Here is a 24,443-nt window from a genome sequence, read left to right as displayed (position 1 = left end):
CTCTCAACCGGCCCGCTCGAGCGAAAGGTTGACCGTGCTCGGACCCGGACCCGGTGTCCGCGCGGGCACTCCCCTGCGGCGGGCCGAGCGGCGGCGGGTGAGCCAGGCGGTCAGGGCCACGGCGAGGGCGAGGGCGACGGAGAGCAGCCGACCGGCCCGCTGGACCCGAGGGCGACGGAGAGCAGCAGCCGGCCGGCCCGCTCGACCCGAGGTCGACCGTGCTCAGACCCGTGCCCGGGTCCGCGTGGCTGTCCCGGCCGACTTCGTCCCCGCTCCCCGTCGGCGGGCCGAGCGGCGGCGGGTGAGCCAGGCGGTCAGGGCCACGGCGAGGCCGAGGAAGAGCAGCAGCCAGGAGACGGTACGCAGGCCGGAGGTGAGGGCGTCGTAGACCGCGCCCGCGACCGGGTGCGGCACGTCGGCCGGGAGGTCGGCCAGGGTGAGCGCGCGGCCCGCGGTGAGGGCGAGCCCGAGCAGGGCGCCGCCGAGCGCGGTGCCCAGCGCGGTGGCGACGACGGCGCGGCGGCGGCGCACGGCCAGCGCGATCCCGGCGGCGGCGAACACGACGGCTGCCACCGGCAGCCACAGACCGGCGACTTCGAGCATGTGGAATCCCTTGCGGTACCGGGTCAGCTCGCCCGCCGGGAGCACCGGCACCTCGGTGTGGCGGACCGGGATGCGGGCGGCGAGCGGTATGTGGTCCTCGGCGAGCTGCGCCTTGACCTGGGCGGTGATCGGAGCCAGGTCGACGGTGACGGCGCGCGGGACGCCGCCCGCCGGGGCGTCCTCGCGCAGCGCGCGCAGCACCGCGTCGTGGGTGACCCGGTTGCCGGTGTCCCAGGCGAGCCGGAAGGCGCGGGTGTGGGTGAAGGAGCGCACCGCGTCCCGGACGAAGGGGCCCACCGAGCCGTGTACGGGGCTCACGTCCGCCCGCTGGTCCACCTCGCGCAGGATGCCGTCGCCGACCGTCTCCGCGACGGCGTCCCGCACGGCCGGGTCGGCGGCGAGCGGTGCCATCGTGGTGACGTACCGGCCCGTGTCGGTGAGCGTGTACGCCGCCCAGGCCGCCGGCGCGCCGAAGGGCACGAGGAGGCAGGACAGGGCGATCAGCGTGGCCGACAGGGCACTCCTGAGGCGGGGGTGCACGCTTCCAGGCAAGTCCCGGCGGCCGCGGGGCGCGAGCGGTGGGGGTGCGTTCGGGGGACGGCTCCCTTCAGTGGACGCGGTGCCCGACGGCGTCCTCGCGGGTGTAGAAGCGGTAGAAGCACACGATGAACGTCACCGCCGCCACCAGCAGTGGTATGCCCACCGACCGGACCAGGGAGGCGCCCGCCTGGTTGTAGAGGAAGCCGAAGGAGACGCCGATGAACACCGCCCACGTCAGCGCGTGCAGTTCACGGCGCAGCCGGGGCGCGACGGTCAGCACGGCGAAGAGCACGACCCCGAACACCAGGGCGGTGAGGAACCCGAAGAGCAGGTTCCAGCCGGTGATGGGGCCGCCGCCGCGCCGGTTGGCGGCCGCCCAGTAGCCGTAGACCAGCGCCAGCAGCACCGGTACCGCGACCCTGGCCATGCGGTGGGTGCGGGCGTCGAGGATGTCGGGGGGCAGGTTGACCGTGGCCGGGGCGTCCTTGCGGCCGCCTCGGGGCAGCGCGCCGGGCGCGGGTGCCGCGTGAGCCATGAGAGCGCTCCTCTCTCGCCGCTTCGGGCCGCGAGTCGCCGGCCCCGCCTTCCAGGGCACACCTGCGGCGACGGCCCGGCAACTCGGCCGGGTGGGTGACGGGGCCCGGATGCGGCCGCGATCGGTCCGTGTTCCCCTGAGGTTTCCGAGGACGACGGCCCGCCGCGGCCTACGCGCGGTCCCGGGACGGAGAGGGGGCTCGTGACCGAGATGGAGTACCGGGGCCGGCGCGAGCAGCGGCGGATCTTCGACCGGGGCTCGGCCTGGCTGGTGCCGCTGGTGCTGCTGGCGCTCATCGTGGCGGTGGACTTCCAGACCGGGGAGAAGTTCCGCGTCGTCTCCTGGATCATCCTGGTCCCGAGCATCGCCGCCGCCGTCTGCGGGGTCGGCGCGACCATCACATTCGCCCTGCTGTCGCTCGTCACCTACCTCGCCGTGGACACCGCCTTCCCCGAGCGGTACCGGGCGGGGACCGCCGACTTCGTGCTGCTCGCGCTCGGCGGCGCGCTCGCGGTGATCGCGTCCGTGGTGCGGGTGCGCCGGGAGCGGCAGGGCCTGCACATGCGGGACATCGCCGAGACCACCCGCCGTACGGTGCTGCGCCCGCTGCCGCCGAACTGGGCCGGTCTGGAGCACGCTGGCGTGTATCTGGCCGCCGACATGGACGCTCGGGTGGGCGGCGACTTCTACGACATCCAGCCCAGCCCGCACGGCACCCGTGTGCTCCTCGGGGATGTGCAGGGCAAGGGGCTCGGCGCGGTGGAGACGGCGGCCGCGCTGCTCGGCACCTTCCGGGAGGCGGCCTACCACGAGCCCGATCTGGTGACCGTCGCCGACCGGCTGGAGGTGCGGATGTGCCGCCACCGCGGGCACACCGCCGCGCTCGGCCGGTACGACGGCGACCGGTTCGCCACCGCGTTGCTGCTCGCCTTCCCCCAGGACGCCCGGGACGTCGTGGAGGTGATCAACTTCGGGCACGAACCGCCGCTCGCCGTGGGCCCGCGCGGGGTGCGCCCGCTGCCCGGCGGGGAGCGGCTGCCGATCGGCTTCGGCGACCTCACGGGGGACGCGGCACCCACGGGGGCGCCGGCCTGCCGGGAGCGGCTGGGGAGGGACGAGACGCTGCTGATGGTGACGGACGGCGTGACCGAGGCCCGCGACCGCGCAGGGGAGTACTACCCGCTGCTGCGCGAGGTGTCGCGGGCGGTGGCCGCCGATCCCGGGCGGGCCGCTCCCCGGCGGCTGGTGCGCCTGGTCCGCGAGGGGGTGCTGCGGCACACCCGCGGCCGGCTCGGCGACGACACCACCGTCTTCGCCGTCCGGCGGCTGCCGGAGCCCGAGACCGGCCCCGAGCCCGGGCCCGCGTCCACGACCGGGCGACCTTCGCCGTCCTGAGCCCCGCACGGCCGTCCCCGGAGTTACGGTGCTGGCTGTCCGGCGAACCTGTCCGGCGAACCACAGGGGGAGGCGCGATGCCCGGAACCGTGCTGCTGCTCGCGGCCGCGCCGCTGGGCCGCGGCCGCCTGGTGGACGCGGCGGCCGTGCTGCCCGTGCTGGGCGCCGTCGCACCGTCCGTACTGGCGGGCACCGACACGGCGAACGTGGTCGAACTCGCCGACCCCCTCGACCCGCAGGGCGTGCTGTCCCGGCTGCGCGCGGCCGCCGCGGCGTCCGGCCCGCTGACGGTGTACGTCACCGGGCAGCTGCTGCTGGACCGGCGCCAGCGGCTGCCGCATCTGGCGCTGGCCCGCACCACCCCGGCCACCGCCCGCTACACCGCGCTGCCCTGGCACTGGCTCAAGGACGAGCTGCGGCTGCGCCCGGCCGGGACCACGCAGCTGCTGCTGGACCTGCACGCGGACGCCGAGACCTGGGCGGACCTGGCCGGACGGCCGCTGGACTCGGGCCGTACGGCCGTCGTGCACGGCCGGATCGCGCCGCCGCCCGGCCGGCGCAGGGTCGCGGAGCCGACGTACATGCGGGCGGTGGCGGTGCTGCTGCGGGGCGGTCAGCGGCCGCCGCTCGCCGAGCTGCACCGGCGGGCGCTGGACCGGATCGCGGGCGAGCTGCCGTCGAACCTGGTGCTCACGGCGCCCGACGCCGGTGATCCGCACGCCGCGCTGAGCGCCGCCGTACGGGCCGGCCGGCACGCCGAGGCCGACCGGCTGGCCGCCCGGCACCAGGAGGCGGCGGTACGCGAGCACGGTCCCGCCTCCGAGGACGCCCTGCACTGGGCGGAGGTCCGGGCCGACCTGGCGATGTTCGCGGGCGACCCGGTGCGCAGCTGCCGCGCCTGGCTGGGCGTGGCCGGCTTCCGCCTCGCCTCGGGCCACGCCCCGGACGCCCCCTCCGTGGAGTCCGCCGCGGACCGCGCCCACCACCAGTGGGGCCGCATCGAGGACCAGCGACGGGCCCGCGAACTCGGCGTCCGGCTAGTGGAGTTGAGGCTGCGCGTACCAGGACGCCGGGACGGCGCCCTGGACGACGTGCGGGACCGGCTGGAACAACTCCAGCGGGACTAGCGTCATTTGGCGGCTCAGTGCGCGACGGAGCGTGCGACATCGGGGACGCGGTACGCGGGCGGCAGCCCGTCGCGTCGGGACAGCGCGTTGCAGAACCGCACCGCGTCCCACCAGGAGACGCATTCGACGGGCAGCCGGCCCCCGAGGGAGGTGCTCGGCCGCCGGCCGGTGACCTGTGCGTACAGCGTCTGGGTTACCGGGCAGGCCGCGAGCTGGCAGGGCGCGAGCTATACCGGCCAGCTGCGTTGTGTCCGCCGGTCCGACAACGTCACCCTGCCGGGCGGGATGTCGGCCATCTCGTATCCCGTGAGCACGTCCATGAGCAGAGGATCGTAGCGAGATCCTGGCCGGGCGACCCGCCCGTTCACCAGGTGAAGCCCTGCTGGATCTTCATGCAGGCGTCCGTCCTGGCGCCGCTCAGGACGGACGCCGACTTCGGGACCTCGCGCTTCTCCGGCTCCGGGAACCGGTCGCCGGAGGGCCAGTCGGCGCCCACGACGAGGGTCACGTCCCTCGCGTCGTCCACCTCGCGGACCCGCGCGGCGGGGATGTCCAGCGCCTCGGCCACCGCCAGGGCGTCGCCCCTCAGGGTGGTGCCGGAGTAGAGGACGGAGGTGCCGGGCTCGGTGGCGGCCGCCTGGTCGGCGGTGGTCCGGGTGAAGCCGTGGTCGCGCAGGAGCCCGGCGACGGCCCCGGCGCGGTCGGGTGTGGGGGACTCCAGGCCCGCGCCGGTGCCGCCCTGGACCCGTACCGCGATGTCGGCGGCGGGCGCGGCCGGGTCGGTCTCCTCCGGCTTCGGCTCCTTGGTGTCGCGTCCGTCCAGCGCGACGTCGTCGCGGACCATGGAGACGAGCTTGTCGGCGTCCTCGGCGGCGGGCACCAGGCGGTTGCCGTCCTGCGCCCAGGGGGTGGTGGGCAGCGTGGTCATGGTCATCCGCTCGGTGGGCACCTTCTGGAGCTCCATCGACAGGTCGTACAGCTCCTTGACCGTGCCGAGCCCGTCGTCGACGGTGAGCGCGCTCGTCGCCGCCTCCGCGAGCCGGCGCATCTCGGCGGGGTTGCCGAGGCGGGCGTTGGCGCGCAGCTGGCGGACCATCGAGTTCATGTACATGTGCTGGGCGTGGGTGCGGCCGATGTCGGTGCCGTCCTCGAAGCCGTAGCGGGTGCGCAGCCACTGCAGGGCCTGCTTGCCCTTGACCGGGTGGGTGCCCGCCTCCAGCTTGAGCCCGGAGCCGTGGCCGCTCGCGGTGTGCGAATAGACGTTCTCCTCAACGCAGACCGGGACGCCCCCGATGGCGTCGGCCATGGCGACCACACCGGAGAAGTCGACCATCATGAAGTGGTCGACGGGGATGCCGGTGAGCCGCATCCAGGTGGCGACCGTGCAGCCGGGGCCGCCCCGGCCGAGCGACTCGTTCGCCATCGCCAGGCTCAGTTCCGGGTACACCTTCTTGGTGACGGGGTCGGTGCACCGGGGGATCGGGATCATGGTGTCGCGGGGCAGGCTGATCACCGACATGTCGTTCCGGTCCGCCGACACATGCAGCAGCATCTGTACGTCGGCCAGCGGCGGGCGCCCCACATCGCCCTTGGAACCGCCGAGTTCGAGGTCGTCGGCGGTGTTCCGGCTGTCCGAGCCGATCAGCAGGATGTTCAGCGGGGTACGGCCCGCCGCGTCCGGGGTCGCCGAGGGCGGACGGGTGTCGCCGAGGTCGAGCGGGGCCTTGGCGAGGTTGCCGTTGAGGTGCCGGTAGTAGAAGTAGCCGGCGGTGGCCGTGCCGAGCAGCAGCAGGGCCAGGGCGAGCGCGGTCCAGCGCAGGACGCGCGGCGCTCGTCTCCTGGGCGGCCGCACGGTCTCGGTCGCGGTGTCCGGTGTCCCGGTTTCCTCCGCGCGCAGGCTGCTACCCGTCATCCCCCGTGCCTTCCGCCCCTGGCCCCGACCCCGGCCACCGAAAAGAGATCCCCGTTCAGCGGCCGGGCGGTGCGCTCGAGGGCGTGGGCCTGGCCGGATCGCGCTCACCCTAATGGCGTGGTCCGCTGTCAACTGTTGACGGTGAGATATTCCACTCCCGTACAACCGGTCTATTGGCGGGATTTGGGGTGATTGGCGGCCGGGCTTGGGGTGGGTTTTACCCGTGCTTGTTCTGGAAACCCCCTTGCGCAACAGGGGTGTTGGGGGTTGCGGGGTGCGCGCCGGGACCGGCGGGTGTCGTTCGGTGCGGCGGGGGTTCAGTGCTGGGCGTGCCGGGCGACCGGCTCCGGTGCGGTGTCCGAGGCGCGGGCGGGGCCCGCGTTGGCGGCGGTGACGAGGGCGGCGACGGCCACCACGGCCGCGGCGACGCCTCTGGCGATCGGGGTGGCGCCCGCCGGGCGGGGCCGGGTGCGGGCGGGTGCATGGGGGCGTGCGACGGGGGCGGGGGTGCGTCCTGGCACGGCGACCTCGCAACATCAGCGACGAGTCAAGGGGACTTGAGCCGCCGTTTAACCTAGGGCTGTGGGACCCGAACGACAAGGGGTACCAAGGGAGTTGGGGAGGCGCGAGGATGTCGGAGCGGGACGTGCCGGAGGTGGTCGGGCGGCGTGTGCAGCGGCTGCGCGCCGAACGCGGCATGACACAGCGACAGTTGGCCGAGCCCGCCTACACCCCCGCCTACATCTCCACCCTGGAGGCGGGCCGGGTACGGGCCTCCGACGACGCCCTCCGGCACATCGCCGGGCGGCTCGGCGTCACCTTCGACGAACTGGCTTCCGGCCGCCCCGCCCACCTCGCCACCGCCCTGCGGCTACGGCTCACCGAGGCCCAGCGGGTACTGGCGGACGGCCGGGCCGAGGAGGCCGTGGAGCGGTACGCGGCCCTGCTGGCCGAGGCGGAGCAGCACGGTCTCGTACCCGAACAGGCCGCCGCGCTGCTGGGACTTGGCGAATGCGCGCTGGAGACGGGTGAACTCCAGTCGGCACGGGGCCACTTCGAGCAGGCGGAGGAGCGGCTGTCCGGCGAGACGCTCCCGGTACGGGTACCCGCCGTACGCGGCCGTGCCGTGGCGCACTACCTGGCCGGGGAAATCCGTTACGCCGTCTACCTGTTGGAGACCGCCCTCGACGAACTCAACAGGGGCGGCCTGCACGACCCGGACGCCCTGCTCCACCTCTACACCGCCGTGATCGGCCCCTACATGGACATGGGCGCCCACGCCCGTGCCGCCCAGGCCGCCGAGTTCGCACTCGCGCTCGCCCCTCGCGCCGCCGATCCCGCGCTGATCGCCCGTATGCACCGCTCGGTCGCCCGTACGCTGCTCGCCGAGGGCCGGCACGCGGAGGCCGATGCCTCCCTGGCCAAGGCGGCCGGGCTCTACCGTCAGCTGCGGCTGCGCACCGAACTCGCCAACTGCCACTGGATGCGCGGGTACGTGCACGCCCAGGCGGGCGAACTGGAGCGCGCCGAGACGGAGTTGCGGCAGGCGCTGGAGATGCTGGCGGAGACCCGCGCCGCGCTGTACCGCAGCCAGGCCGCGGTCGAACTGGCCGACGTACTGCACCGCCGGGGCAGACCCACCGAGGCCGCCGCCCTCCTCGACGGTGTCCTCGGCGACTTCTCCTCCGAACGCGGCGCCGTCCACGCGGCCGCCGCCCACCGCCTGCTCGGCATCATCGCGGAGGACGCCCGCGAGACGGACTCCGCCGAGGAACACTACGTCCGAGCCCTCAGCCTCCTGGAACGAGCCGGAGCGGCCGGCGACCTGGCCGACCTCTGCCGCCTCCTCGGCGACCTCCTCCGCCGCACGGGCCGCACCGAAGCGGCACTGGACGCCTACCGGACGGGCCTGGGCCACCGAACCACTCCGGGCACGACCACCCTGGGGCCCGCACCGGCGGCCCCACCGTTCTGAGGGCACCTTCGCAACCGGCGGCGCGCCCTAGACCTGCGCCCGCCCCTGCCTGCGCACGTCCGCCAGCCGCAGCGCGCCGATCTGGACCGCCGCCTGGGTCGCGTCGTTGGGTACGTCGCCCGGCCCGCCGTTGGTGAGGGCGAAGGCGTCCTCGCCCACGCGTACGGCGGCCAGTTCCAGGGTGAGTACCTGCTCGTCGGCGTCGGGGTTCTCCGGGTCGGTGGCGGTGAGGGTGAGGCGCAGGCCCTGGCGTTTGTCGCCGACCTCGGGCAGGGGCAGGTCGGAGACCTGGACGTCCTCGCTCAGGGCCGTCTGGGTCGTCGCCGTGAACCTCGCGCACTTGGCCGGCATCTCGCTCAGCCACTTCAGGTCGGCGTCCACGTCGGCGGGCCGGCGCGCGCCGATCTGGTAGCGCAGCTGGGCCTCGGAGCCGGGATCGTCCAGGGCGACGGCCACGCGGGCGGGGGCGCCGAGCACCTGGTCGGAGTAGAGCGCGTCCAGCAGCCGCTGGCACTCCGCCACCTCCGACCTTGCCTTCAGCATGCCGTCCCGCCAGGTCGCGGTGCCCTGTGTCGCGGCCCAGGGGGAGCCGAGGTCGGACTCGGTGACGAGCGCGGCCTGTGCCTGCGCGTCGGTGAGCGCCGAACTGCCGCTGGGCGCCGCCTTGGAGGTGGCCGCGGGCTTCTCGATCGTCGGCAGCGGGTACTTCGCGGTCGCCGGATGCTCCAGACCGAGGGTCGCGCAGCCGCTCAGCGCGAGCAGCCCGCCCAGCGGCAGGAGGACACGGGCGCCGCGGGTACGTATGCCTCCGGTCATCGGGGGGTGCCTCCTGATCGTTCCGGCCGCTGCCTGCTCCTAGGTCGGGCACTCCCTACGGCACCACCCGCGATCACGGCCCACCAGCGCTCCGGTCCGTTCGGGTGAGGGCCCGGGGCCGTCGGCCGGGCGCTCGTCTAGGGTCGAGGCGTCCGTACGCCGTCAGGCCGGCAGGAGGCCGCCGTGCAGCCCGTCGTTCCCGTGATCATCGACTGCGACACCGGCGTCGACGACGCCCTGGCCCTGCTCCTCGCCGTCCGCCACCCCGGACTCGACCTGCGCGCGGTGACCTGCGTGGCCGGGAACACCGACGTGGACGGCGTGGTCCGCAACACCCTCACCGTGCTGGAACGGGCCGGTGCCCCCGACATCCCGGTGGCCAGGGGCGCCGAACGCCCGCTGCTGGAGCCCGCACGCCCGGCCCGCCATGTGCACGGCCATGACGGCATGGCCGACCTCGGCCTGCCCGCCCCCACCCGCGCCCCGGCCGCCGTGGACGCCGTCACCCTGCTGTACCGGGAGATCCTCGCCTCCCCGCGCCCGGTGACCCTGATCCCCACCGCGCCCCTGACCAACATCGCCCTGCTGCTGCGCACCCACCCGGAGGTGACGCGCAACATCGAGCGGATCGTGTTCATGGGCGGCGCGGTCGGCGTCGGCAACGCCACCCCGGTCGCGGAGTTCAACGTCTGGCACGACCCGGAGGCGGCCGCGATCCTGCTCACGGCGGACGTGCCGATCACGATGTACGGGCTGGACGTGTTCACCCGGGTCGTCGTCCCCGGCACCGAGGTGCGCCGCCTGCGCGCCAGCGACGAGCCGGGCGCCAGGCTCGCCGGAGACCTGCTGTCCCACCGACCCAGCGCCCCCGGCACCACCCCGGACGACGAGGAGGCGGGCGGCCTGGGCGACGCGGGCGCGGTCTGCGCGGTCGCCGACCCGGCCGGGCTCACCACCCGCCCGCTCCCGGTCGAGGTCAGCCTCGCCCCCGGCCCGGCCCGCGGCCAGACCGTCGTCGACCGCCGCCACCGCCCCGGCGAGTCCGAGATCCACGGGGGCGCCCGCGCGCGACCCCTGGTGGACGTGGCGCTGGACGTCGACGTGGCCCGGTACGTGGACCTGTATCTGAAGACGGTGCAGCGGCCCTGACCCAGGTTTCCCGCGCCGGGCGGCCTGGACAGCTTTCTGTCGACACCCCTAGGTGAACCGTACGAACGGAGCCCGCATGGCGGACCTCTCGTCCAGGAACCCCGACTGGTGGCGGCAGGCCGTCATCTACCAGGTCTATCCCCGCAGCTTCGCGGACGCCGACGGCGACGGCCTGGGCGACCTCGCGGGCGTCACCGACCGCCTGGACCACCTGGCCACGCTCGGCGTCGACGCCCTCTGGCTCAGCCCCTTCTACCCCTCCGAACTGGCCGACGGCGGCTACGACGTCGCCGACCACCGGGGCGTCGACCCGCGCCTGGGCACCCTGGCCGACTTCGACGCCCTGGTCGCGGAGGCGCACCGGCTGGGCCTGAAGGTCATCGTGGACCTCGTCCCCAACCACACCTCGCACCGCCACCCCTGGTTCCAGCGGGCCCTGCTGTCCGCGCCGGGCTCGGCGGCCCGCGCCCGCTACGTCTTCCGCCCCGGCCGGGGCCGGTACGGCGAACTCCCGCCCACCGACTGGCAGTCCGTGTTCGGCGGCAGCGCCTGGCAACGCGTCCCGGACGGCGACTGGTACCTCCACCTGTTCGCCCCCGAGCAGCCCGACCTGGACTGGTCGCACCCCGAGGTACGCGAGGACTTCCGCACCACCCTGCGCTTCTGGTCCGACCGGGGTGTGGACGGCTTCCGCGTGGACGTCGCCCACGGCCTGGCCAAGGACCTCACCGAACCCCTACGGGACGTCGGCGGCATCGGCGCCACCGGCGAGGAGGCCCTGCCCCGCGTCGCCCCCGGCAGCCACCCCTACTGGGACCGGGACGAGGTCCACGACATCTACCGCGACTGGCGCACCCTCCTGGACGCCTACGACCCGCCCCGCACCGCCGTCGCCGAAGCCTGGGTCCCGGACACCCGGCGCGCCCTGTACGCCCGCCCGGACGAACTCGGCCAGGCGTTCAACTTCGAGTACCTGGAGACCGGCTGGGACGCGGACCGGCTGCGCCGCGCCATCACCGCCTCCCTCGCGGAGGCGCACACCGTCGGCGCCTCGGCCACCTGGGTGCTGTCCAACCACGACGTGGTCCGGCACGCCTCCCGGCTGGTCCTGCCGCCCGGCACCGACCTGGACGCCTGGCTGCGCTCGGGCGGCACCGACCCCGAGACCGACCCCGAAGCAGGGCTGCACCGGGCCCGCGCCGCGACCCTGCTCATGCTGGCGCTGCCCGGCTCGGCCTACCTCTACCAGGGCGAGGAGCTGGGCCTGCCCGAGGTCGCCGACCTGCCCGCCGAGGCACTGCGCGACCCGGTCTGGGAACAGTCGGGGCACACCCGTAAGGGCCGGGACGGCAGCCGGGTGCCCCTGCCATGGACGACGACGGGACCCTCGTACGGCTTCGGGCCGGGACCGGCCTGGCTGCCGCAGCCGGAGTCCTTCGCCCGGTACGCCGTGCGGGCGCAGGCCGGCACCGGGGGTTCCACGCTGGAGCTGTACCGCACCGCGCTGCGGCTGCGCCGCAAGCTGCTCCAGGGGGAGGAGCTGACCTGGACGCCCGGCACGCCGCCCGGCGTCCTGGACTTCACCCGCGCCCCCGGCTGGCGCTGCCTGACCAACCTCACCGCCGAGCCCGTCGTCCGCCCGGCGGGCGAACTCCTGCTGTCCAGCGTGCCGTTGACCGAACCGGACGTACTCCCGCCGGACACCACGGTCTGGCTCGGCTAGCCGATCGTCGGGCTGGGGTTCGGCTCGGCGGGGGTGGAGTCCTCGCGGGTGCTGTTCGAGCCGGTGACGCCGGGAATGGCCAGCGGGGTGGAGGTGGCGTTCGGCGGCGGCGTGAGCACGACCTGCGGCTGACCGGGGTCCGGCGCGGGCGGCGTCAGGTTGTCCGTGGGCAGCTTCGGCGGGGTGGTCTGCTGGAAGATGGTCTGGTCGAAGTCGACCAGACCGGTCTTCTCCATCACCGTCATGTGGTCGAGCACGGTGTCGTTGGCCTGGTCGGCCAGCGAGCGGATCAGCGAGTTCTTGGTGGTGGACCGGATCTTCGCGATGGCGTTGAAGATCGAACCGTGCGTCATCCGCAGGATGTTGGCGAAGTCGGTGTCGAACGCCTTGCCGGTCTCGCCCTTCAACTGGGTCACGAACCCCTCCTGCTGGGGGCTCGCCACGTTGGGGATCGTGATGTTCAGCATCGGCGCGATCTTGCGGCAGGAGGCGTCCAGCGCCGCGTGCCCGTCGACCAGGTGCTTGCTGGCCTCCTTGACCCCCGGGGAGGCGCCCTTCTGGAGCCCGATCTGCCCGAGCGGGTACTCCCACAGCCCGGCCGCGCGCACCTTCACCACGAAGTCCCGGTCCTGCTCGGTGAGCGGACCCCACTGGGTGTTGGCGATGATGCGGGTCTGCGAAGTGGAGACGGTGTCCAGCCCGAGCATGCCCGGGTAGGCCAGCGCCGCGAGGGTCAGTGCCATGGCACCGCCCACGAAGAGAGTTCCCGTCGCGTTCCGCGAAAAGCGCACTGTTCCTCCTGCCCGGTCGTGGTTCCGCCGACAGGCGGTTCAGACACACAGCAGTACGGACGCGGAGCCGATTCGTCTCGATGTCCGCCGTAAAGATTCCGCGCCGGTTTCCCGGGGTGTGCCGCGCGGGCGCCCTTGACCCGCGAACAACCAGTGTATGAGAGGACGTTGGCCAGAGGTTGACCCTTCCTCGGGCGAAGCGTCCCAGGTCACCGGCCTAGATTTCGCCGCATGCCCCCACTGCCACCGCCCAGAACTCCCGTCGCTCTTCACGTACTTCCCTACCGGAAGCCCACCGAGGGCCGTGACTACTGGGTGCTGGACGACGCCCTGCCCGACACCGGCGCGGTGCGTGAGCGGTGCCTCGCCAAGGAGGACTGGGCCAAGGGCTACCCGTACACCTCCGAGACCTGGCCCGGACTGCGCGCGATGCCCGGCCTCGAACCCGGTGAACTGGCCCGTGTGGAGCGGCTGGTGAAGAAAGCGACCGGCGCGAAGGAGCTGTGGGTGCAGCGGGCGCCCGGCGGCGGCACCCTCAACCACAACTGCGTCCAGGTCGTCGGCGAGGGCGAGAGCGAGCCCCGCCCGCACACCGACTCCCGCGCGCTGTGCCGGTACGCGGCCGTGCTCTACCTCAACCCGGCGGTGCCCAAGTCCTGCGGCACCAGCTTCTACCGTCAGTCGCTGCCCGGCGGCCGGCTCGGCGGCAATGTCGTCCAGGCCCCGCACAACAACCTGGTCGACGCCCTCGGCACCCGCTTCGTCGCCCCCGACGCCTTCGAGGAGGACGTCCGCGTCCCGCACCGCGCGGGCCGCCTGCTGCTCTACAACGCCAACCTGGTGCACAGCGCGACCGCCTACACCGGCCGCACGCTGGAGGAGAAGCGGATGACGGCGGTCTTCTTCTGGATGGCCTGAGCCGCCCTGCGCCGATGCGTGGCCTCACCCGTATGGCCTAGCCCCCGTGGTAGCCGGGCGCCGCGCGCCGGATCGTCGTACCTACGACCCCACCTGGGGTTCATGGGGGACGAGACGTCGGAGGTAACAGCCATGACCCAGCAGACGCAGTCGGCACGGCCCGCACACAACGGGCTGGCCGAGGGAGGCGCGGTCTTCGCGGGTGTGCTGATGCTGGTGAACGGCATCCTCCACATCTTCCAGGGCATCTCGGCGATCGCCGCGGACGACGTGTACGCCCGTATCAACGCCTACGTCTACAAGATCGACCTGACCGGCTGGGGCTGGATCCTGCTGGCGGCCGGCGTGCTCGTGGTGGCGACCGGCGCGGGCGTGCTGATGGGCGCCGCCTGGGCGCGGGTGGTCGGCATCGTGCTGACCTCCGCGGGCCTGATCCTTCAGTTCCTGTTCCTGCCGTACGCCCCGATCTGGTCGCTGATCCTGATCGGCATCGACTTCTTCATCATCTGGGCGCTGGCGACCTGGCACCCGGACCGCCGTACGGCGGTCTGACCGCCGCATCCCAGCACGGGCCGGTGCCGCGACGCTCTCCCGCGCGGCACCGGCCTCCTCATGCCCGCAACGGTCCCTGCCGGCTCGGGCGACTCCCCTTGAGGGTCGCCCCCTGCAATAACCCTTAGGCCAGACGGGTTTCCCGCCCTGCGGGCCGGGGTGCGGTGGGTGAATATGAGGATGTTTGCCCTACCGCTCCTCTGCTAGGGGGCCTCAATGGCTGTCGAAATTCCCCCACTCATCAAGCCGTCCCGGCTCCGGCACCGGGGCGGTCTGGCGGGCGAGCTCATGGCGGAGTTCATCGGGACCTTCGTCCTCATCTCGTTCGGCTGCGGTGTGGTCGCCATGGCGGTCGCCGCGCTGCCGGGCTCCGGCCGCGCCGCCACCACCACGACGATCTTCCTCGCCGCCGGTGACTGGCTGCTGGTCGCCTGGGGCTGGGCGCTGGCCGTGACCTTCGGTATCTACGTGGCCGGCGGCGTCAGCGGTGCCCACCTCAACCCGGCGGTCACCCTCGCCATGGCCGTACGGCGGGGCTTCCCCTGGCTGAAGGTGCTGCCGTTCTGGTTCGCCCAGGTCGCGGGCGCGTTCGCGGGGGCGGCGCTGGTGTACCTCGTCTACCACAACGCGATCGACACCTTCGACTCCGCGGTCAAGGGGCCCAAGACGGACGGCCACACCCTGGCCTCGTTCTCCATCTTCGCCACCTTCCCCGCGCCCTACTTCCACGGCGGCATCTGGGGCCCGCTGATCGACCAGATCGTCGGCGCGGCCTTCCTGGTGATGTTCGTGGTCGCCATCCTGGACCTGCGCAACCAGGCGGTGAAGGCGAATCTGGCCCCCTTCATCGTGGGTCTCGTGGTCGCCGCGATCGGCATGTCCTTCGGCGCCAACGCGGGCTACGCCATCAACCCCGCCCGTGACTTCGGCCCCCGGCTGTTCACCTGGGCGGCGGGCTGGGGAAGCCTGGCCTTCCCGGGGAGCGTGGCGGGCCAGTTCAGCGGCTACTGGTGGATTCCCATCGTCGGCCCGCTGATCGGCGGCATCGTCGGCATCCTCCTCTACGACCTCTTCGTCGGCGACGTCCTCTACCTCCGCCACGACCTGGGCGAACTCCCCGAGGCGGGCCGTACCCGCCCGGTCAAGACGATCGACCGGGACGACGAGACCGGCCGGGACGACGAGACCGGCCGGGGCGGCGGCGGGAAGAAGGGGCCGGACGAGGACGAGTACTAGGTCTGGCGGCGGTCCGGCGGGACGGGCGGTCCGGACTCCGGGCCGCCCATTGGTATGTGCACCTGTGTACGAGGGTTCAGTGCGGCGTGTGATCCCTGGCCCGCGTCCGCACCCGAGGTCGCGGGCGGCCGTTGGACTTGGCGTGAAGGCGGCGCCGTGCAGGAACGATTTCTCTGCGCGTCGCGCCCCCTCTCTGAGCGTGCGGCCACGGGTGCCGCACCGCCGCGAGCTCTGGAGCGCAGAACAGTGTGGGCATACGCCGAGGACGCCGAGTGGGCGTCCGCAGCGGGGCGTTGTGGGCCGGACGGTCTGATCGGCCGGGACGAGGAGACGACGGATCTCCGGGCGGGCCTGGCCCGGAACCGGCTGGTCACGGTGACGGGAGCGGCGGGTGCGGGGAAGAGCGCGCTGGCGGCTGCCGCCGTGGGGGGAGCGGAGGAGCCCGGGCCCTGGGCCCGGGTGATCTATGTGCGGTGCCCGGGGGGTGGGGGACCCGTCGCGGTGGGGGCGCTCGCGGCCCGGGTGGCGGAAGTGGTGCTGGGGCCCCGGGGCACGGCCGGGCGGCGGACGGTCGGCGCGGGGGCCGTACCGGACGCGCGGACGTCGGCCGGTACGCCCGGCGCCCGTGCGAAGGCCCGTCCCGCCTTCACCGACCTGGTCCCGGCCCTGCGGGCCCTGGGCCACGCGGCCGGCCGGCGCCCCGTGCTCCTGTTCCTCGACGACGCCGACGCGGTGCGCACCGAGTGCGCCGGACTGGTGCAGCGGCTGCTGATGGACGTACCCGGTGTGCGCGTCCTGGTGACCTGCCGCCAGGCGCTCGGGCTCGGTGAGGAGCGGGTGCTGCGGCTGGCCCCGCTGGCGGTGGACGCAGCGGCGGAGCTGTTCCTCGCGCGGGCCCGTGCCACCGCCCCCGGTTTCCGGGCGGAGGGCGCCGAGGCGGCGGCCGTGGCCCGGATCTGCCGGGTGCTGGAGGGCGTACCGCTCGCCGTGGAGCTGGCGGCCGGGCAGCTGGACCGGGAGCCGTCCGCGTGGGCGCTGGCCGACCGGCTGGAGCGGGACCAGTGCTGGCTGGCCGCGCCCGGACCGGCGCTGCACCGGCACCGTTCGCTGCGCTCGGCGGTCGGGTCGGCGTATCTGCTGTGCGAGCGGCCGGAGCGCGCGGTGTGGAGCCGGAGCAGCGTCTTCCAGGGGGCGTTCACCGAGCCGACGGCGGCCTACCTCTGCGCGGGCGCGGGTGTCGCCCCGCACCAGGTCTCCGCCTGCCTCGCCCAACTGGCCGCCGCCGGGGTGCTGGAGACACTGGACGAACCGGGGGGCCTGCGCCCGCCCCGCTACCGCATGACCCGCGCCGCCCGCGACTTCGGCGCCGAACGGCTGCTCGCGGCAGGGGAGTTCACGGTGGCGGTGGAGCGCCATGTACTGCATCACCGACGCCTCGCGGAGGTCGCCGAGCACCTGTGGAACGCCGGCGACCAACGCCAGGCGGCCCGGCTGGTCCGGGACAACGCGGCCGACCTGACCGCCCTGGTGGAGTACGCGGCCCGCCCCGACGCCCCGCCCGCGCAGGTGATGGCGGCGCTGGCCACGGTGGCCGACCTGTGGTTCTGGTGGACGGCGCACGACCACGGCGAGGAGGGCCGCGCGCACCTGGCCCGCCTGCTGCCCCGCCACGACGCCGATGACCACCTCGCCGCCCGCGCCCGCTGGCTCGCCGCCTGGCTGAACGCCCCCGGCGACCCGGCCACCGCCCGCGCCCTGCTCGGCCAGGTCTGGACGGCGGCGGTGCTCGCCGGGGACGACGCGCTGATCGGCCGGGTGGCCCACGTCCAGGGCGTACTGGCGTGGGAGCGCGGGGACGCCCGTACCGCCGCCGACTGCTTCCGGCAGGCCGCCGACACCGTTCCCGCGTACGCCCCCGGCGGGCCTGCCCCGGCCGTGAGCCTGGCGGCCCTGGCCGTGGCCCAGGCCCGCACCTCCCCCGGCGCGGCGGGCCGCAGCGCCCGCCGCGCACTGGCGTACCCCGGTGTACGCGACGACGCGTGGGCGACGGCCCTCGCCCGCTACGCCCGCGCCTACACCGACCACCACCAGGGCCACACGTCCCGGGCCTGGCACCGGGCGCACCGGGCCCTGGCCACCCTGGACACCCGCGTCACCCTGCCGGGCACCCCCGACTCCCCCGACCTCCCGGCCGTACGCGCCTCGCTCCACCGCCTGCTGGCCGACATCGAGTCCCCCCGCACACCGCGAGCGGCTCGCCCTACGGTGCCGGCACCCCGGACGGATACGCCGACACCGAGCAGAACGTCGAGCCGGGCTACGGGATGACGGGCGGTGTGGGCGTGCCGTCATGGGCAATCGGGTGGTTTCACGTGAAACACATAGGTGAGCGGGTCAGCTCTTGATGGCGGGTCAGCCCTTGATGGCCGTCGGCCGCCAGCGCCACCCGGCCGCGTGCAGGGCCTCCGCCCGCTGGACGGCGATCTGGACGCGGAGGCGGGCCTCCGCCCGGTCGCGGAAGGCTTCGGACGCGGTGTGCTGGGTGGGGTGTTTGCGGTAGAGGGTGCCGGGTTCGGACTGCATCCAGCCGGGGCTGACCGCCTCGCAGCTCAGCAGGAGGGCGCCGTCCTCGAAGGCGGGGAGGGCGGGCCAGCCGCCCAGCAGGCGGACCAGTTCGGTGTGGACGGTCTGGGTGGTGCCCACCACCGGCATGGCACCGCGCGCGGCCCCGTCCAGCAGGGTCCGGGCGGGCAGCGGGCCGGGGGCGGGGTCGTAGGGGCCCGGTTCGAGGCGGCCGTCGGGGTGCAGGTCGAGGCAGGGGGCGACGGTCCAGGCGTGGGCGGGGTGGGCGGACAGCACCTCGATGTCACGGGCGAGGGCCTCGGCGTCGGGGAGCAGGTCGTCCGCGTCGACGCAGCGCAGCAGGGCGCCGGTGACGCGGGCCAGACCGAGGGTGCGGGCGCGGGCGGCTCCGCCGTGGCGGCCGGTGCCCGTGGAGATCCAGGGCTCGTCGGCCAGTACGGCCGCGGGTCGCCCCGTGAGCCCGTCCTCCTGCACCACCCACTGGAGCCGCCACCCGTCGGGCAGCCGCTGCGCCCGCAACGAGTCGCGCAGCTCGCGCAGATAGGTGTGCCCACCGTCATGGACGGGCGTCAGGACGCTGAGCGTAGGCATACGGAACGCGCTCCCCTTCGACAACACCCCCTGGGGGCCGCGCACGGATCGACGGCCCCGAAGCCTTGAAACCATAACGAGGCCCTTGGGTCCCCCTGCTTCCCCACCCGCGCAGACGGTCCGGGAAACCCTGGGTATTTCTTTCGGCCGGACAGGCGCGGCACAGCTCGTTGCGTATTAACGTTCTTGAGCATTGAGTGTGCGGCGCGTCGCACGGTGTCATCGGCGCAGGTCGATGCCGGGGGGAGACGCGTCCGCAGGCACTACTGGGGGGTGGGGTCATGCAGGAGTTGGCCAAGGGAGCCAATGTGACGCTGGCGGCGCTGAGCGAGAGCGTCGATTCCGTCGTCGTCGCCCTGGACTGGACGAGCCCTACGGGCGAGGGCGATGCGGATGTCTCCGTCCTGCTGCTGAATTCCGACGGCAAGGTGCGCAGCGACGCCGACTTCTACTTCTACAACAACCCGGTCGCCCCGGACGGCAGCGTGCAGCTGCTGGGCAAGACGCCCACGGGGGACGGCAGTCAGGACCGCATCGGCTTCGACCTGACCGCGCTCCCGGACGAGGTCACGCGGATCGTGGTGGCGGCGAGCCGGTACGAGGGCGCCCACTTCGGGGAGTTGGAGAACCTCCGCCTGACGCTGACGGACGGCTCCGGCGCGGACCTGGTCGGCTTCACGATCGCCGACACGGGTCCGATGAGCGCGTTCATCTTCGGCGAGCTGTACCGGCGTGACGGCGCGTGGAAGTTCCGTGCGGTGGGCCAGGGTTACGGTTCCGGCCTGGCGGGCCTGGCCACCGACTTCGGCGTGGACATCGACGACGACGCGGGCACGGAGGCGGTACCGCAGGACGCAACGGCCCCGCCCGTGGAGCAGGCGCCGGCGGACACCCGTAGGGAAGGAGCCGTAGGGGAGCCCGTACGGGCGCAGGTCCCCGCGCCCCGCGCCGCCGAGCCCGCCGTCCCGGACAAGGCTCCCGCCCGCCCCCGTACGGCCAAGAAGAAGGTCACCCTGCCGAAGGCGCCCAGGCGGACGCTGGCGGAGAACGACTCCTGGCGCGAGGCGCGGCTGTTCCCCGTGTCCGCCCTCAAGAGCGACCGCGACCGGGAGGCGCGGGCCACCTCGGTGCTGCTGTCGGTGATGGCGCAGATCCCGGAGTTCGGCCGGCGGCTCACCGCGGCGTTCGGCGCGCCGGCGGGGCGCATGGAGACGTTCACCGAGGTCACGCTGCCGCACAGCGACTCCCCGCGCCGCCCGGACGGGGTGATCCGGGTCGAGCGGGCGGGCAAGCTGTGGACGGCCCTGGTCGAGACGAAGACCAACGGCAACGCCCTCAGGGGCGACCAGGTCCAGGCGTACATGGACATCGCCGCGCGCCGGGGCTACGAGGCCGTCATCACGCTGTCGAACGACGTCGAGCTGGAGGGCCGCCCGCTGGTCGACGTCAAGATCGACGGCCGGCGCAAGCACAAGGTGGCGCTCCGGCACCTGTCCTGGGCCGAGGTCGCGCACCAGGCGCAGATGCTGATCCAGCACGAGGGCGTGAACGACGCCGCGCACGCCTGGCTGCTCCGCGAACTGCTGCATTACGTCCAGCACGAGAACTCCGGCTGCCACGGCTTTCAGAACATGGGCGCGGCGTGGGTTCCGGTACGCAACGGCATCGACGACGAGACCCTCTGCCAGGGCGACCCGCGCGCGTTGGAGGTGGTGGAGAGCTGGGAGCGCCTGGTCCGCCAGGTCTGCCTGCGCCTGGGCGGTGAACTCGGCCACAAGGTGCTGCCCGTCCAGCGCTCCCGGCGTGGCGCCGACCCGGCCGCCCGCCGCGCCCTCCTCGCCGACCAGCTCTGCCACGACGGCCGTCTCGGCGCCGAGTTGCGCATCGAGGGCACGCCCGGTGTGCTGGCCCTCACCGCCGACCTGCGCACCGGCCGCCTCCGCACCTCGATCGAGATCCCCGCGCCCACCCAGGGCTACCCCCTGACCTCGGCGAAGCGCCTCATCCGCCGTCTCGCCGAGGCCCCGGCCGACCTCCACGTGGAAACCCTGGTGGAAGGCGGGGCGGGCGGCCCCCGGGGCACCCTGGAACGCCTCCGCCCCGAGCCGGGCGACATGCTCCCGAAGTCCGGCACCCCGGTGACCGGCTTCCGCCTCTCCCTCCTCAAAACCATGGGCAGCACCCGGGGAAACGCCCAGTCCAGCTTCATCCGCAGCGTGGACGAGGCGGTGCACCGGTTCCATCGGAGTGTGGTGGCGCATTTGGAGTGAGGTCGTCGTCGGCCTCGACGCCGTTGATGATCGGCCGATTTACGCCGCCCCGAAATGCCGCACGACCTCCCCCACCACCGCCCGGGCCGCCCGCGTCGGATGCCGGCGGCGGTGGTGGGCGAGGTGGATGGGGACGTCGGGGAGGGTGGGGCCGGTGATGAGGGTGAGGCGGCCCTCGGCGAGGGCCTCCGCGACGTTGGCGTGGGGGAGGACGGTCAGGCCGAGGCCGGCCGTCACGCAGGAGCGGGCGGCCTCGATGCTGCCGAAGCGGGTCATGCGGGGGTGGGCGCCGGGGACCGCCTGGAGTTGTCCGGCGAGCCAGTCGCTGTAGGAGCAGCCCTGTTCGTGGAGGAAGAAGTCCTCCTGGGCGAGTTCCTGCCAGGTCGCGGGACGGTCGCGGTCCGCGAGGCGGTGCCCGGGCGCGCACAGCAGGTCCAGCGGCTGGGCGGCGATGTACTCGGCGGTGATGTCCACGTGGTCCACGCACTCCTCCAGCAGCAGGGCGAGGTCCAGTTGGCCGGACCGCAGCCCGGCCAGCGCGGCGGACGTGCCGCGGGGCTCCAGCTGGACCTCCACCTCGGGGTGGAGTTCACGCAACGCGGCGATCACGCGCGGCAGATGGGCCGAGCACAGGGTCTCGCCCGCACCCACGACCACCGTCCCGCTGACCGGCCCGTCCTCGGCTGCGGCCGCGAACAGCCGTGACTCCGTCTCCAGCACCTCTTCGGCCGGGCCGAGCAGCCGCCGCCCGTCCTCGGTGAGCAGCGCCCCCCTGGCCAGCCGGTCGAAGAGCCGCGTACCGAGCGCCTTCTCCAGGGCCTTGATCTGCACGGTCACCGTGGACTGCGCGAGCCGCAGCTCGGCCGCGGCGGCGGTGAAGCTGCCCGTTCTGGCCAGCGTGGCGAAGGTCTGGAGCAGCCGGGTTTCCATGGCGGAAGCCTAGCGATGCCATCGAGATTTCCGATGGCTCGTATGAAAAACAATCGTTGGTATTGATGCCGCAGGGACGCCAGCATGAACGCATGGCTCACTCCACGGCTTCCGATGTCCTGCGCTACGCGGCGTTCACCCCCGACCCTCATGGGGGAAACCCTGCCGGGGTCGTCCTTGACGCGACCGGCCTCGACGAGCGGGGGATGCTCGCGCTCGCCGCCGAGGTCGGCTACTCCGAGACGGCCTTCGTCACCGAACGGGACGAGGCCCGGCGCCGTTTCACCGTGCGCTACTTCAGCCCCCTCGCCGAGGTCGCCTTCTGCGGCCACGCCACGGTCGCCACCGCGGTGGCCCTCGCCGAGCGCATCGGCGCCGGTGAACTCCTCTTCGACACCCCCGCGGGGGAGATCAGGGTCGAGACGGTGGCCGACCGGGACGGCACCGTACGGGCGACCCTCACCAGCGTCCCCACCCGCTCCCGCCCGGCCGACGCCGCCGAGCTGGACGCCACGCTCGCCGCCCTGCGCTGGAACGCCTCCGACCTGGACCCGGCCCTGCCGCCCCATGTCTCCTTCGCGGGCAACGACCACCTGATCCTCGCCGCCGCCTCCCGCGCCCGACTGGCCGACCTGGCCTACGACTTCGACGCCCTCACCACTGTCATGCGCACCCACGGGTGGACGACCGTCCACCTCATCTGGCGTGAGAACGAAGGCAGTTACCACGCCCGAGACCCCTTCCCCGTCGGCGGTGTCGTCGAGGACCCGGCCACCGGCGCGGCGGCGGCAGCGTTCGGCGGCTACCTGCGCACGCTCGGCCTGGTGACCGCCCCGAGCACGATCGCCATCCGCCAGGGCGAGGACATGGGCCGCCCGAGCGACCTCACCATCGAGGTGGACCCGTACGAGACTCCCGTAAGGGTGACGGGGCGGGCCGTGCCGATCCCCGCACCTTGAGGCGGCTCCACCATCCGAGGCGACAACCGCCTCTTGAGTCCCGCCCGTATCGCCCCGAAACAATCATCAATGCCCAATATCTGTGCGGAACTAAGGCAGTTCGCGTAGAGATTTCGAAACTTTTTGGGCAACTCTTTTCCCCGGTTGTGAGTCAGCTATGCGAAAACGTTGATCCTTCCTGCCCTGAGGTTCGTTATGAAGCTGCGTCGTTCCCTGGCTCTCGCTGCCGCGACCGCCGTCCTGTCCCCGGTCGTGCTCATGACGGCCTCGGTCGCGCAGGCGGAGGAGGGCGGACCGTCGTCCACTGTCACCGAGTCGGCCACGACGGGTAGTGAGACCGAGCCCGAGAGCAACGTCACCACCACCCCGGCCGCCGAGGACACCACCTCGCCCGCCACGGACGCCAGCTCGGCCCCGCTCGCCGCCAACTCCACCTCGGCCGCGCCCGCCAAGGACGCCGCCTCTTCCTCGGCCTCCACCTCGGCGTCGCCCAGCGGTTCCGCCTCGGCGTCCGCCTCCGCGTCGGCGAACCCGGAGGACTGCTTGGCCGGCGACGTCGAGAAGTTCGACGACGACCTCAGCACCACGCTCTCCGGGCTGCCGTCGAAGATCGTCGCGGGCAGCGGCTTCCACGCCTTCAAGCTGAACGTGAAGAACTCGGGCAGCCACTCCTACAAGCGCGTCGACCTCGGTGTCTTCGCCGCGACGATCAGCGCCGACGACGACGACTTCTCCGACCCGACCAACCACCTCACCCTCCAGTACCAGGACCCGTCCACCGGCAAGTGGAACGACATCTCCGTGGACCTGGACGATGACGCCGCCGGTTACCTCGGCTACACCGACGTGAAGGCCAAGGAGTCGTTCTCCATCGACCTGCGCGTGGCCGTCGACAAGAAGGCCCCCGCCGGCTTCGGGTTCGCCGTCAGCACCGGCATGTACCTGGACGACAAGGGCAACTGCGTCGCCGCCCCGGACGACAGCTTCTACGAGTTCGACGTTCTCGCCGCGGGTACCTCCGCCGGCCCCGTCGACGACTCCACCCCCAAGCCGCAGGGTGGCCGTAAGCCCCTGCCCACCACCAAGCCCGCCGGCAACACCGAGATCGTCCCCCAGGGCCACCTCGCCGAGACCGGTTCCAGCTCGGCCCTCCCGGCCATCGCCCTCACGGGCGGCGCGGCGGTCGCGCTCGGCCTCGGCGCGATGTTCGTCGTGCGGCGGCGTCGCAACGAGGGCGGGAACGTCGCGGTCTGACAAGGACCCGATGCCCCTGGGAAACGCCCCGTAGGGAAGGCTCCCTAGAGCCGACCCCGTAGGGCGCTTCCCCTAGGCCCCCGCACCACACAGAACAGACCCCGCACCACACAGAGCAGGCCCGGACGATCCCGTCCGGGCCTGCTCCGTACGTTCCGCCCGCTCCTCAGAGGCTGGGCCCCCCGAGCAGGTCGGACGCGGCCTGGACCGGGTTGGTGGCACCCGGACGCGCGGGCGGCGCCGCGTCGGCAGGGGTGTGGCAGGTGAAGCCGAGGCGAGCCATGGCGCGGCTGACCTCGCCGCCGCTGAAGTCACGGCGGTCCTGCCGGGTGATGACCTCGCCGACCTGCTTGACGGGGTAACGGCGGCGCCCGATCGTCACGGAGTCACCGGTGATGAGTTCGGGCGCGATGCCCGCCATCGAGGCGATCACTCCGTCCTTGGTCAGTTCGAACGGATACCGGGCGATGACACAGCGCATGTTGCCTCACAGACGGAAGGAAAAGGAGCAGAGCCAGGGCAAGTCGGACTGGATGAGGGTGCGGACCGCAGACGGACGCGGTCGGTGTGGCGGGAGCCGTCGC

Annotated in this window: 21 protein-coding genes and 1 pseudogene; 12 read left to right on the top strand and 10 right to left on the bottom strand. The window is 73.4% G+C overall.

Annotated features, from left to right (window positions below; translation table 11 throughout):
• Positions 1–222 precede the first annotated feature (222 nt).
• Positions 223–1,143, bottom strand: coding sequence for a hypothetical protein (locus tag ACIGA3_RS17330; RefSeq protein ID WP_399716042.1), 921 nt, complete (start codon positions 1,141–1,143; stop codon positions 223–225).
• Positions 1,144–1,210: 67 nt separating this feature from the next.
• A complete protein-coding gene (locus tag ACIGA3_RS17325; RefSeq protein ID WP_399716039.1) occupies positions 1,211–1,678 on the bottom strand; it encodes a hypothetical protein in 468 nt (155 codons plus the stop codon).
• A 210-nt stretch (positions 1,679–1,888) separates the two neighbouring features.
• Here ACIGA3_RS17325 and ACIGA3_RS17320 point away from each other — a divergent pair, with 210 nt between their 5' ends.
• Positions 1,889–3,073: a PP2C family protein-serine/threonine phosphatase gene (locus ACIGA3_RS17320; protein ID WP_399716666.1), complete on the top strand. Its 1,185-nt coding sequence runs from the start codon at positions 1,889–1,891 to the stop codon at positions 3,071–3,073.
• Positions 3,074–3,150: 77 nt separating this feature from the next.
• Positions 3,151–4,200, top strand: coding sequence for a hypothetical protein (locus tag ACIGA3_RS17315; protein WP_399716037.1), 1,050 nt, complete (start codon positions 3,151–3,153; stop codon positions 4,198–4,200).
• A gap of 44 nt (positions 4,201–4,244) precedes the next feature.
• On the opposite strand, the pseudogene ACIGA3_RS17310 reads toward ACIGA3_RS17315, so the two are convergent.
• The 3 genes and pseudogenes from ACIGA3_RS17310 to ACIGA3_RS17300 form a co-directional block, all read right to left on the bottom strand.
• Positions 4,245–4,520: pseudogene (locus tag ACIGA3_RS17310) on the bottom strand (SUMF1/EgtB/PvdO family nonheme iron enzyme); the annotation flags it as partial.
• 44 nt (positions 4,521–4,564) lie between these two features.
• Positions 4,565–6,112 (bottom strand): LCP family protein, encoded by a 1,548-nt coding sequence (locus ACIGA3_RS17305; RefSeq protein WP_399716034.1) that lies wholly within the window; start codon positions 6,110–6,112, stop codon positions 4,565–4,567.
• A 317-nt stretch (positions 6,113–6,429) separates the two neighbouring features.
• Entirely contained in the window at positions 6,430–6,633 is a 204-nt protein-coding gene (locus ACIGA3_RS17300) for a hypothetical protein (RefSeq protein WP_399716031.1), read from the bottom strand.
• Between the two features lie 110 nt (positions 6,634–6,743).
• On the opposite strand from ACIGA3_RS17300, the gene ACIGA3_RS17295 reads away from it, so the two are divergent.
• Complete coding sequence (locus ACIGA3_RS17295; protein WP_399716028.1) at positions 6,744–8,087, top strand: tetratricopeptide repeat protein; 1,344 nt, start codon at positions 6,744–6,746, stop codon at positions 8,085–8,087.
• A gap of 27 nt (positions 8,088–8,114) precedes the next feature.
• Here the strand turns inward: ACIGA3_RS17295 and ACIGA3_RS17290 are convergent, their stop codons facing one another.
• Positions 8,115–8,903, bottom strand: a complete 789-nt coding sequence (locus tag ACIGA3_RS17290; protein ID WP_399716025.1) for a hypothetical protein — start codon at positions 8,901–8,903, stop codon at positions 8,115–8,117.
• A gap of 183 nt (positions 8,904–9,086) precedes the next feature.
• Between ACIGA3_RS17290 and ACIGA3_RS17285 the strand changes: the two genes are divergently transcribed.
• Both ACIGA3_RS17285 and ACIGA3_RS17280 read left to right on the top strand, forming a co-directional pair.
• Positions 9,087–10,052, top strand: coding sequence for a nucleoside hydrolase (locus ACIGA3_RS17285; RefSeq protein WP_399716022.1), 966 nt, complete (start codon positions 9,087–9,089; stop codon positions 10,050–10,052).
• 76 nt (positions 10,053–10,128) lie between these two features.
• Entirely contained in the window at positions 10,129–11,775 is a 1,647-nt protein-coding gene (locus ACIGA3_RS17280) for a glycoside hydrolase family 13 protein (protein WP_399716019.1), read from the top strand.
• Here the strand turns inward: ACIGA3_RS17280 and ACIGA3_RS17275 are convergent.
• Positions 11,772–12,518 carry a DUF4142 domain-containing protein gene (locus ACIGA3_RS17275; protein ID WP_399716017.1) on the bottom strand — a complete coding sequence of 249 codons (747 nt, stop codon included), beginning with the start codon at positions 12,516–12,518 and terminating at the stop codon, positions 11,772–11,774. The genes ACIGA3_RS17280 and ACIGA3_RS17275 overlap by 4 nt on opposite strands.
• 279 nt (positions 12,519–12,797) lie before the next feature.
• On the opposite strand from ACIGA3_RS17275, the gene ACIGA3_RS17270 reads away from it, so the two are divergent.
• From ACIGA3_RS17270 to ACIGA3_RS17255, 4 genes are all read left to right on the top strand, one after another.
• A complete protein-coding gene (locus ACIGA3_RS17270) occupies positions 12,798–13,484 on the top strand; it encodes a DUF6445 family protein (RefSeq protein WP_399716015.1) in 687 nt (228 codons plus the stop codon).
• Between the two features lie 132 nt (positions 13,485–13,616).
• The gene (locus ACIGA3_RS17265; RefSeq protein ID WP_399716013.1) at positions 13,617–14,036 is read left to right on the top strand and encodes a hypothetical protein; all 420 of its coding nucleotides are present in this window, start codon (positions 13,617–13,619) and stop codon (positions 14,034–14,036) included.
• Between the two features lie 216 nt (positions 14,037–14,252).
• Positions 14,253–15,272 carry an MIP/aquaporin family protein gene (locus ACIGA3_RS17260; protein WP_399716010.1) on the top strand — a complete coding sequence of 340 codons (1,020 nt, stop codon included), beginning with the start codon at positions 14,253–14,255 and terminating at the stop codon, positions 15,270–15,272.
• A gap of 246 nt (positions 15,273–15,518) precedes the next feature.
• Positions 15,519–17,600 carry an ATP-binding protein gene (locus ACIGA3_RS17255; protein WP_399716007.1) on the top strand — a complete coding sequence of 694 codons (2,082 nt, stop codon included), beginning with the start codon at positions 15,519–15,521 and terminating at the stop codon, positions 17,598–17,600.
• 84 nt (positions 17,601–17,684) lie between these two features.
• On the opposite strand, the gene ACIGA3_RS17250 is transcribed toward ACIGA3_RS17255, so the two are convergent.
• Positions 17,685–18,446, bottom strand: a complete 762-nt coding sequence (locus ACIGA3_RS17250) for a GltA (RefSeq protein ID WP_399716005.1) — start codon at positions 18,444–18,446, stop codon at positions 17,685–17,687.
• A 281-nt stretch (positions 18,447–18,727) separates the two neighbouring features.
• Between ACIGA3_RS17250 and ACIGA3_RS17245 the strand changes: the two genes are divergently transcribed.
• Complete coding sequence (locus tag ACIGA3_RS17245; RefSeq protein WP_399716003.1) at positions 18,728–20,716, top strand: TerD family protein; 1,989 nt, start codon at positions 18,728–18,730, stop codon at positions 20,714–20,716.
• A gap of 39 nt (positions 20,717–20,755) precedes the next feature.
• Here the strand turns inward: ACIGA3_RS17245 and ACIGA3_RS17240 are convergent, their stop codons facing one another.
• Positions 20,756–21,646, bottom strand: a complete 891-nt coding sequence (locus ACIGA3_RS17240) for a LysR family transcriptional regulator (RefSeq protein ID WP_399716000.1) — start codon at positions 21,644–21,646, stop codon at positions 20,756–20,758.
• A gap of 92 nt (positions 21,647–21,738) precedes the next feature.
• On the opposite strand from ACIGA3_RS17240, the gene ACIGA3_RS17235 reads away from it, so the two are divergent.
• Both ACIGA3_RS17235 and ACIGA3_RS17230 read left to right on the top strand, forming a co-directional pair.
• Complete coding sequence (locus ACIGA3_RS17235; RefSeq protein WP_399715997.1) at positions 21,739–22,605, top strand: PhzF family phenazine biosynthesis isomerase; 867 nt, start codon at positions 21,739–21,741, stop codon at positions 22,603–22,605.
• A 195-nt stretch (positions 22,606–22,800) separates the two neighbouring features.
• On the top strand, positions 22,801–23,859 hold the full coding sequence (locus ACIGA3_RS17230; RefSeq protein ID WP_399715995.1) for an LPXTG cell wall anchor domain-containing protein: 1,059 nt from the start codon (positions 22,801–22,803) through the stop codon (positions 23,857–23,859).
• 166 nt (positions 23,860–24,025) lie between these two features.
• Here ACIGA3_RS17230 and ACIGA3_RS17225 read toward each other — a convergent pair whose 3' ends face one another.
• The gene (locus ACIGA3_RS17225; RefSeq protein WP_399715993.1) at positions 24,026–24,340 is read right to left on the bottom strand and encodes an SCO5918 family protein; all 315 of its coding nucleotides are present in this window, start codon (positions 24,338–24,340) and stop codon (positions 24,026–24,028) included.
• Positions 24,341–24,443 lie beyond the last annotated feature (103 nt).

Origin of the sequence: Streptomyces sp. NPDC085596 (genome assembly GCF_044541565.1) — a bacterium.
Classification (GTDB): domain Bacteria; phylum Actinomycetota; class Actinomycetes; order Streptomycetales; family Streptomycetaceae; genus Streptomyces.
Note: the sequence above shows the minus strand (reverse complement) of the source record. Positions and strands in the feature narration are given on the sequence as shown.